The organism is Streptomyces sp. NPDC005303, assembly GCF_040607335.1.
GTDB lineage: Bacteria > Actinomycetota > Actinomycetes > Streptomycetales > Streptomycetaceae > Streptomyces.
The window spans coordinates 1-8,389 of sequence record NZ_JBEXGM010000071.1; the positions used below are offsets into that span (position 1 = coordinate 1).

At 66.4% G+C, this 8,389-nt stretch carries 6 protein-coding genes and 4 pseudogenes; 8 read left to right on the forward strand and 2 right to left on the reverse strand.

Annotation, left to right across the window (positions count from 1 at the left end; translation table 11 throughout):
- Positions 1-105 precede the first annotated feature (105 nt).
- Positions 106-336, reverse strand: a pseudogene (locus ABZT93_RS40065) (transposase family protein); the annotation flags it as partial.
- A 505-nt stretch (positions 337-841) separates the two neighbouring features.
- On the opposite strand from ABZT93_RS40065, the gene ABZT93_RS40070 reads away from it, so the two are divergent.
- From ABZT93_RS40070 to ABZT93_RS40085, 4 genes and pseudogenes are all read left to right on the forward strand, one after another.
- The gene (locus tag ABZT93_RS40070) at positions 842-1,267 is read left to right on the forward strand and encodes a peptidoglycan-binding domain-containing protein (protein ID WP_356114028.1); all 426 of its coding nucleotides are present in this window, start codon (positions 842-844) and stop codon (positions 1,265-1,267) included.
- A gap of 41 nt (positions 1,268-1,308) precedes the next feature.
- Positions 1,309-2,172 carry a hypothetical protein gene (locus tag ABZT93_RS40075; RefSeq protein ID WP_356114030.1) on the forward strand — a complete coding sequence of 288 codons (864 nt, stop codon included), beginning with the start codon at positions 1,309-1,311 and terminating at the stop codon, positions 2,170-2,172.
- Between the two features lie 133 nt (positions 2,173-2,305).
- The gene (locus ABZT93_RS40080) at positions 2,306-4,081 is read left to right on the forward strand and encodes a protein kinase (RefSeq protein ID WP_356114032.1); all 1,776 of its coding nucleotides are present in this window, start codon (positions 2,306-2,308) and stop codon (positions 4,079-4,081) included.
- Positions 4,082-4,114: 33 nt separating this feature from the next.
- Positions 4,115-4,318: pseudogene (locus ABZT93_RS40085) on the forward strand (glyoxalase); the annotation flags it as partial.
- A gap of 96 nt (positions 4,319-4,414) precedes the next feature.
- Here ABZT93_RS40085 and ABZT93_RS40090 read toward each other — a convergent pair.
- Positions 4,415-4,865, reverse strand: a pseudogene (locus ABZT93_RS40090) (zinc-binding dehydrogenase); the annotation flags it as partial.
- 29 nt (positions 4,866-4,894) lie between these two features.
- On the opposite strand from ABZT93_RS40090, the pseudogene ABZT93_RS40095 reads away from it, so the two are divergent.
- The 4 genes and pseudogenes from ABZT93_RS40095 to ABZT93_RS40110 all read left to right on the forward strand — a co-directional run.
- Positions 4,895-5,170, forward strand: a pseudogene (locus tag ABZT93_RS40095) (helix-turn-helix domain-containing protein); the annotation flags it as partial.
- 288 nt (positions 5,171-5,458) lie between these two features.
- Positions 5,459-6,250, forward strand: a complete 792-nt coding sequence (locus ABZT93_RS40100) for a GNAT family N-acetyltransferase (protein WP_356114035.1) — start codon at positions 5,459-5,461, stop codon at positions 6,248-6,250.
- Positions 6,247-6,471 carry a translation initiation factor IF-1 gene (gene infA / locus ABZT93_RS40105; RefSeq protein ID WP_356114038.1) on the forward strand — a complete coding sequence of 75 codons (225 nt, stop codon included), beginning with the start codon at positions 6,247-6,249 and terminating at the stop codon, positions 6,469-6,471. Before ABZT93_RS40100 ends, infA begins: the two co-directional genes overlap by 4 nt.
- 326 nt (positions 6,472-6,797) lie before the next feature.
- The gene (locus ABZT93_RS40110; protein WP_356114040.1) at positions 6,798-8,285 is read left to right on the forward strand and encodes an RICIN domain-containing protein; all 1,488 of its coding nucleotides are present in this window, start codon (positions 6,798-6,800) and stop codon (positions 8,283-8,285) included.
- Positions 8,286-8,389: the final 104 nt, after the last annotated feature.

Genomic DNA, 8,389 nt, shown 5'->3' on the forward strand with positions numbered 1-8,389 from the left:
GCCGAGGCTTCTTCTTCCCCATGCTCTCCATGATGGACATCCTCCCGGGGCTGAACCCCTGATCTCGGATGTCCGTCAAAGCGGATCAAGCCCACGGCACACGGTCGAGGACGAGACGCCGAACAGCGGACCCAGCTGCCGCATCGTCAGGTTCGTGCGGTAGTACACCGCGACCATCAGCACCCGCTCAGCCAACGGCAACGACCACGGCCGGCCCCGCAGCGTGCCGTTACCGCCCCTCTCCCGCACCACCTTCAACAGACCCGAGAACTGCGTCATCCGCAGTCCCGTGAACGTCTCCACCCACACCCGCTCGGCCCTCAACACCCCAGCCATACAATGGAGATGCCCAGCTCACGGCCTTGTGCAACACCCTTTAGCAGCGACTCCACCCCGCCCTCGTACATCGTATGCATCGACATGAACGATCCTGGAAGTGCATACCGCTGGAATTCGCGACGACGGCCGGCGCCTCCCTGCCCGGGCGTGAACCCCAGGGTATAGCCGTCTGGCGAACCTCCAGTGGTCCGCGCGTGTAGCAGAGGGAAGGAGCGACCCTCTCTCGGAAAGAGGCGTGCACCGACTCAACGCACCAATGGTGACCTCTTACTGACGGGCCCTCATAGAACATCGGCAATCAGCCCTCCATTGGGGTGAACCTCACCGCCTGCAGCATCCCGCACGTCCAGTGATTCTCATTCCGCCGCGGTACTGCCACAAGCGGCGTCATGGGTATTTTTTCAGGTGTGCCCGGCAGCGTCGGGTAGTCGTTCTCGAGATGCAACCGGGGTGCGCGAAGCGCATGATGAGGAGAGGGACTCCCTCCTTGGAGGTGATGAGGATGCGACGTGCGTTCACCGCCGCAGCAGTCCTGGCCCTTCCAATTGCCCTTGCAGGAGCGCCTGCTGTCGCGGCATCCCCCGACGCTTCTACGACCGCCGTGGTGGCCAGCACTCAAGCCGCACACAAGTTGAACCATCCAACAAACCTCGTGACCCAGGGGCCGGACGACATATGCAACTACACCAAGAGTCGGCCGAGCCTTCAACGAGGGTCATCCGGGCCGGCAGTCCAACAAGCCCAGTGCTACCTCAATCAGGCCATAGACGCAGGCCTGGACGAGGACGGAGACTTTGGCCGACTCACGGAGTCCGCGACGGAGGACTTCCAGCAATGTGCCGATATTGTCGTCGACGGGCGCATCGGTGCCCAAACTTGGTCGTTCCTCTCCTTCTGGGCCAACGCCCCAGATGCTCCCTTCTGTTGATGGATCCCAGGGTGGCGTGGTCCTGAAGAGGAGAAGCATCCATGCGTGCCAAACGGCCTTTCCTTGGGCTTGGTTCAGCGCTACTCGCGGCAGTGCTGACAGCAATGCCAGGATCGACAGCACTTGCCGTCGAAACACCCCCAAAAATGTCCAGTTCTCCGGTCTTTCTGCGGCTGCCTCAGGACCTGCCAAACGTAGAATTCGGCAAGGCCGCCGCAGTTTGCGGCCGAGCAGTCCTTAAGGCTGTGGGACCAGCTGTATTTAGCGAGGGACTTAAGGGTCTGGGCCTTCCGGAGGGAGCCAGGATAATCAAGATATCCCAAAAGGGAAACACAGGGCTAGAACTCATCGCCCAACTAAGCGATCGGACGACCACCAGCACCGATCTCGATGTTTTCGAGGCCGCAAGGTTCATCACCCGACTCGCCAAGCTGGTCCCGGCGACCTCGCTATTCGGGACAATTGGAACGCCGGCACTCTATTGTCTGCAAGCTGCCTGGTACATTGACCAACAGTTGGGGATCAGGGCTGGGACCTGGCTAAGGATGGCAATACAAGAGCACAACCGTCCCGCCATTACGCGTTGGGCAACGCAGCGAAAAGGAGTGCTGGTCTATCTCAGCGTCCAGTTCACCGATCCCGGCAAAAATGCAGAGGGTTTCGGCTTCAAGGGGGTTAAGGGATCCAGATGGAAAGAGGAGAACCATCCTTTCTCTCATCCCTCGTATGGTCGAGTGAGCAAGGGACGGGTGACGTACCCGTTCAATCACGGCTGCGGCACAGCGCAACAACACGAATCAGACGTCGAGTTTTGGATCTACACCACATCAGGCGCAAGAAGCCATTCAATCATTGCCCATCTTAAATGCGCTGATCGAACGAACCAGAGGTCTGTTGGTGGGTGATTCTGCATGCGCTTGAGGCGGGCCTTGACTTGTTCCACGAGGCCGACCCCCTTGCGTTCACGTTGGAGCGCCTTATGACGCTCCGAGGCCGTTGGGCGGCCGCGCGGCAGGTTGGGCACGGACAGGGGTAGCGATGGATACCCAAGACGACCCTCCCGGGGCAGGTGCTGGAGCAGGAGGCGCCGACGGCCTCGGTCCGACGCCCAAGGCATCTGCCACGGCGGGCGAGGGCTGGCAGCTGGCCGGACGGTACCTGCTCGTGGAACAAATCGGCCACGGCGGAATGGGCACGGTCTGGCGGGCTCAGGATCAGCTGCTCGACCGCGAGGTCGCGGTAAAGGAACTGGTCGTCAGCGGCGTGTCGCAGGAGGAGCTCGCCGTCCTGCACCTACGGATGCAGCAGGAGGCCCGGGCCGCGGCTCGGATCAAGCATCCTGGCGTGATCACCGTGTTCGATGTGCTGCAGGAGAACGGCAGGCCATGGATCGTCATGGAGTTGATCGACGGTCAGTCTCTCGCCGACGTGATTGCCACCGAGGGCACGCTGCTGCCGCGTGACGCCGCCCGGATCGGGGCGCAGGTCCTGGCAGCCTTGGACCGGGCACACCAGCTCGGTGTCCTGCACCGTGACGTGAAACCCGCCAATGTACTGCTGGAGCGCGGCGGCCGGGTCGTGCTCACCGACTTCGGTATCGCCTTTTTTGAAGGTTCCGCCGGTCTCACCCGCACCGGCGACATCGTGGGCTCGCCCGACTACCTGGCCCCGGAACGTGCGATGGGACACCGTCCGGGCCCGGAGTCCGACCTGTGGTCGTTGGGCGCCACCTTGTACGCCGAAGTGGAAGGCCAGTCGCCTTTCAGCCGTACCTCGACTCTCAGCACCCTGCAGGCCGTGATCAGTGATCCGCTGCCTGAACCACGCCATGCCGGCCCGCTCGCCCCGGTCATCGAGTCGTTGCTGCGCAAGGACCCGAACGAGCGGCCCACGGCCGCCCAGGCGCAGCGCATGATCGAGGAGGTGGCAACAGGTCAGGCGAGCAACCTGACGGCACCGGGCCTGCAACATCCCCCCACAGAGGTGGTGAAGCACGAAGACCCGGACTCCACCGCCGAGCGGTCCGCCCGGTATCCCATGCAGTCGACACCGCTGTCCCCGCACGGCACCGGCGCACGCCCAGAGCCAGCGCAGGCCGGGGCATACGGCGACCACCAGAGGGGCACGCCACCGACGGAACCGATCCCGTATCCAGGAGGCACGAGCGACGGTGGGCGCAGGCGGCGCAACATCGTGCTGATCGCGTTGGCGGCCGCGCTGGTGGCAGCGCTCATCGGCGGGTTGACCTGGGCACTCACCTCCAGAGGCGGCAGTGGGCCGCCAGCGACCGAGCCGGGCGTCTCCACATCAGGGCATCCCCCAGGATCCCCAAGCGCCTCCCAGAACCATCCAGCGGCAGCGGACCAGGCGAAGTCTCTGGACCAGCTACTCGACCGCAGCGCCGAGTCTCGACGGATGGTCGTCGGCGCCGTGAACGCCATTCAGGCGTGCACGTCCCCGGCGTCGGTATCCGCGGCCACCGGAACGCTGAGAGACGCCGCAGAACAGCGCTCAGCGCTCATCAGCGAACTCAATGCGCTGGATCTCTCCCAAGTCCGCGGCAGCGCCGGTGCGACAACGCAACTGCGTGCAGCCTGGCAGCACAGTGCGGACGCGGACTCAGCGTACGCAGCGTGGGCGGGTGAGATGGGGAACGGTGGCTGCACACCCGGCAGCGCGCCGCACGACAGCAGCTGGAAAGCGGGCAGCGATGCCAGCGCTCAGGCGACCTCTGCGAAGAATGCCTTCATTGAAAAGTGGAACCCGATCGCCGAGCGGTACGGGCTGCCGACCAGGACCTCGGATCGGATCTGACCGGCGCATGGCCCCCGACTCTGGCGTTGACGCAAGTACGCCGAGTTCGCGTGCGGTCAGTCCAGCCCCGTCAAGCTGGCGCTGTACAAGCGGAGCGCCCTGGCCAAGGACCTCGGCGTCCCCGCCGACGGCACCGGCTCGCCCACCCTCGCCCGCGGCGGCGCCGCCGACGCCTTCACCGACCCGGACGGATTCGCCTGGGAGGCCACCGCGCCGTCCGCCCCCACACCCTCCTGAGTGCAGCTCCGGACCGGCGGCCGGGGCGGGCCCGGCGAACGTCCGAGGGCACTCGGCCGGCCCGCCCTGTCGCCCTCAGTCCTCAGTCCTCAGTCCTCAGTCCTCATCAACGCGAATGATCGTGCGGCCCGGGACGCGCTGCCGTGAGGCGAAGTCGTCGGCTGCCTCGGCCAGCGACCGCACCGCGCCGACACGCACCCGCAGTCGGCCGTCCCGCAGACGCCGGGCGAGGTCGACGAGGCGTACGCGGTCGGGTTCGACCACGAAAGAAGACGGCCCGACCGTCGGCGGGGCGCACGGCGGGCTGGTGCGCGACGCTGACGAGTGTGCCGCCGGGTCGTTCCAGGGCGGCCGAGCGGTCGAGGGCGTCGCCGCCGATGACGTCGAACACGACGTCGACCTGGCCTGTGTCCTCCCAACGGTCGGCTTCCAGGTCGAGGAACGCGTGCGCGCCCAGGTCGAGCACGGTGTCCCGATCTGCGAAGCGGCCCGTGCCGATCACGCGGGCGCCCGCTTCGTGAGCGAGCTGGACGGCCATCGAGCCGACGGAGCGAGCTGGACGGCGATCGAGCCGACGACTACTCCGTGGAGGGACTCGCCGGACGACTCAACGTCAGCACGCGCCTCCTCACCAGGCTGTTCCGGGAGGAGCTGGGCACCACACCCGCCCGGTACGTCGAGTCGATCCGCTTCGACATCGCGAAGTCACTGCTCGACCAGGGGCACACCGCCACACAGGCGGCAGCCATGACCGGCTTCCCGAGTTACGAGAGCCTGCGCCGCGTCTTCGGGCGGGAGCTGTCCATCAGCCCCGCCGCCTACCAGCGCCGATTCGCCACCGCCCGCCGCGAGCCGGCCGGACAGCCACCCCGACTTCGGTCCTCTTCCGCGCGCCTGCCGTCCCGGTCAGCGCCCCTTGACGGACACCCTGGAACTCTCATCTCACGCCCCGAAAAAAGAAGTTGAGCCGAGTGAGGCACCGCTGCTACTTTCCCGTCGGACCGTGAAATCGTCGTGTGGAGGTGAGCCCCGTGAACGCAGTTACCCGTGGGTGCTCCCTCAACCCGTCACGGTCCGGCGGCTGACGTTCGGTGTCGCCAGGAGCGCCTGAGATCGAGGCACTCCTGGAGGGAGACTCCGATGAACACAAAGCCTTTCCCATCCGGCCTGAGCGAGAACGCGGTGACAATCACGCGTGTCGCGGACAGGCAATGGCATGCGCTGGACGACGACTTGGTCGTCGGCCGAGGGCATGCGCAGCACCGGCCCGACGGGCGCTTGTACGTCAGCATCGACGCCTGGCACGACGACGTCTTCGACCGGCTCGCCGAAGCGATGCTGGCGCAACTGCCGACGCCGCTGCACACGGTGGTGGACGAAGCCGATGTCGAACTGACGGCTGCCTGGCGGCGGGCCGGCTTCACGCTCCGGCGCCGCGAGTGGGAGTACTCCGTCCCGACCGACCCGCAGGTCACCGGGCTCGGCGCGGTCCTGCCCCCTTCGGGCGTCACTGTCGTTCCCGCCGGCCAGGCGGACGAGACTCTGCTGCGGGCGGTGGACCGCGCGATCCGTGACGAGGTCGAGGCGACCGTGGGGTGGCAGTCGATGCCGGCGGAGGTGATCTCCGGCCCCGACGGCGACACCATCGTGGACCCGTCGAAGTACGCGGTGGCCGCGGCACCCGACCGCTACCTGGGACTGATCCGGGTCGTGACGGCGATCCGGCCACGCATCGGACTGGTCGCGGTCCGGGTCGGCGAGCAGCGCCGCGGCATCGCGCGGGCGCTGCTCGCCCACGCCCTGGGGACGCTGCACCGATCCGGGTACGCCGCGGCCTGGACCGAGGTCCAGGAGCCCAACCAGGCAGCCTCGGCGCTGTTCGAGGGCATCGGCGCCCGGCCGATGAGCAGCAACCTGGAGCTGGTGCGATGACTAAGCACAAGAACGTCATCGAGGTCGAGGGCAAGGTCGTCGAGTGCCTGCGCAGTGCCATGTTCACCGTGCAGCTCGAGAACGGTCACCAGGTCCTCGCGCACATCAGCGGGAAGATCCGCAAGAATTACATCAAGATCATGCTGGAGGACCGGGTGCTGGTGGAGCTCCCGCCGTACGACCTGACGCGCGGCCGGATCGTGTTCCGGTACCGGAACTAGCGGGGGCCGGCCCTCACCTTTCCCGGTGACTGATCTCGGGGCCCCGCTCACGCCGTTTGTGTGACCGGGGCCCGCGAGGTCATCGTTCGAACACACCCGACCACCAAGTGACAGATTCCGACCAAGGCGAAGTTGTAGCGCCTCGGGGCGCGAAAGTTCAACCCCTCATCCATGCAGGACGGATGGCCGAAATATCGGACAGAGGGGACGACGGTCAAGAACGAACAAATTCGATCGAAATCATTGACGTCATGGGGGTGCTGCCTCTCTCATTGATCCCCGCCAGGCGGCAGGGACCCGCCTGCTCGGATCGGAGAGGCACACGCATGCCCAAGAGAACACCTCATCGGCCGACCGGCCGCCGGCACAGAGCCGCCACCGTCTTTCTGACACTGCTCGGCGGGGTCGCCGCCCTCTTGCTTCCGGCGACCGAGGCGCACGCCGCCAGCGTGTCGTTCACCACGGGCGCCGCCCGCACCGACCAGAACGGCAACGCCCTGCAGTTGCACGGCCTCGGCATCATCAAGGTGGGAGACACCTGGTACGGCTTCGGCGAGGACAAGACCGGCGAGACCTCGGCGGACACCTCCTTCCAGGACATCACCTGCTACACCTCGAACGACCTCGCCAACTGGACCTACCAGGGCCAGGCCCTGAGCAGACAGACCGCCGGCGACCTGGGGCCGAGCCGGGTCGTGGAGCGACCGAAGGTCATCTACAACGCGTCGACCAGCACGTACGTGATGTACATGCACATCGACAGCACCAACTACTCCGAGGCCAAGGTCGGTGTCGCCACCAGCAGCACCCCCTGCGGCCCCTACACCTACCGGGGCAGCTTTCGCCCGCTGGGCAACCTCAGCCGTGACCTCGGTCTGTTCCAGGACACCGACGGCACCGCGTACCTGCTGAGCGAGGACCGCAACAACGGTCTGCGCATCGACAAACTGTCCGCCGACTACCTCTCCGTCGACAGCGCGGTGGCCGTGCTCGGCAGCAGCGGCAGCGGCAGCGTCGAGGCACCGGCCATGATCAAGAAGGACGGCACGTACTACGTCTTCGGCTCCCACCTGACGGGCTGGAGCCTGAACGACAACATCTACGCCACCGCCACCTCACTGAGCGGCCCCTGGTCGGCGTTCCGGAACTTCGCCGCGCCCGGCACCCACACCTACGGCAGCCAGACGGCGAACGTCATCACGGTGCAGGGCACCTCCGGCACCACCTACCTCTACGCCGGCGACCGCTGGGACACCTCCGACCTGGGCGCGTCGAAGCTGATCTGGCTGCCGCTGACCATCCGGGGCACGACGGTGAACCTCGGCCAGTACCCCACCTGGTCCCTCGACGCCACCGCCGGAACCTGGACCGCCGGCAGCGGGATACCGTCGGAGGGCGTCCACACCCTCAAGAACGTCAACAGCTCCCAGTTGATGGACGTGTCGAGCGGCTCCACGGCTAACGGCGCCAAGATCATCCAATGGGCGTCCAACGGTGGCACCAACCAGCAGTGGACCCTGACGAAGCTGGCGGACAACGTGTACACGCTGAAGAGCGTGAAGAGCGGCCTGTGCCTGGACGTACCGAACCAGTCGACCACCACGGGCACGCAGTTGCAGCAGTGGACCTGCAACGGTGGAACGAACCAGCAGTGGTTCCTCGACCTGGTCGGCAGCTACACCGGCAGCACGTACATGCTCGCCGGGGTGGGCAGCGACCTGCACATCGGTGTCGCGGGCTCGACCACCCAGGGAGCGGCGGTGGACCAGGAGACGGGCACCGGCGCGACCAGCCAGCAGTGGGGCCTTTCCTGACCCCTCACAGCCCGGAGCATTGCGCGCGCGCCAGTACGCCGACGACCGGAGGCGTGTCTGGTCCATCGGGGGGGGGATGGCTCAACCAGGCGGATCCACGCCCG